Annotated in this window: 1 protein-coding gene; it reads right to left on the reverse strand. The window is 46.4% G+C overall.

Going from position 1 to position 832, the window contains the following annotated elements; genetic code table 11:
- A partial coding sequence (locus tag R7040_RS25590) for an aminotransferase class V-fold PLP-dependent enzyme (protein WP_318097443.1) occupies nt 1-832 on the reverse strand: 832 nt, incomplete at both ends.

The following is an 832-nucleotide window of genomic DNA, read 5'->3' on the forward strand; positions in this document are numbered from 1 at the left end:
ATTGCGTAATCAATTTCTTCTTCAGTGGTAAAACGACCGAATGAGAAACGAACCGAGCTGTGAGCCAACTCATCATCCATGCCTAGGGCACGAAGTACGTAAGAAGGCTCTAGACTCGCAGAAGTACATGCACTACCTGAAGATACCGCTAGATCTTTTAGCGACATCAGCAGAGATTCACCTTCTACGAAAGCAAAACTGATGTTTAGGTTTTGTGGTACACGCTGCTCTAGGTCACCGTTCACTGTTACCGCTTCAAGGTCTTTCACACCATTAAGAAGGCGGTTACGAAGTGCTAGTGCGTGGTCGTAATCTTTCTGCATCTCTTCTTTTGCAATGCGGAAAGCTTCACCCATACCTACGATTTGGTGAGTTGCTAACGTACCAGAACGGAAACCACGCTCATGGCCGCCACCGTGCATTTGTGCTTCAAGGCGGATACGAGGTTTACGACGTACGTAAAGTGCACCAATACCTTTTGGACCGTAAATCTTATGCGCTGACAATGAAATCAAATCAACTTTCATTTCTTGAACGTCGATTGGCAATTTACCAGCAGACTGAGCTGCATCCACGTGGAACACGATCTTGCGCTCACGACATAGTTCGCCGATTGCTGCGATGTCTTGAATTACACCAATTTCGTTGTTTACGTGCATAATAGACACAAGCACTGTGTCATCGCGCATTGCCGCTTTCAGCTTCTCAAGATCGATAAGGCCATTTGATTCTGGCTCAAGGTAAGTCACTTCAAAGCCTTCGCGCTCTAGCTGACGACATGGGTCAAGAACCGCTTTATGCTCTGTTTTACACGTGATTACGTGCTTGCCTT

The sequence above is a fragment of the Vibrio sp. 1069 genome, from assembly GCF_033340555.1.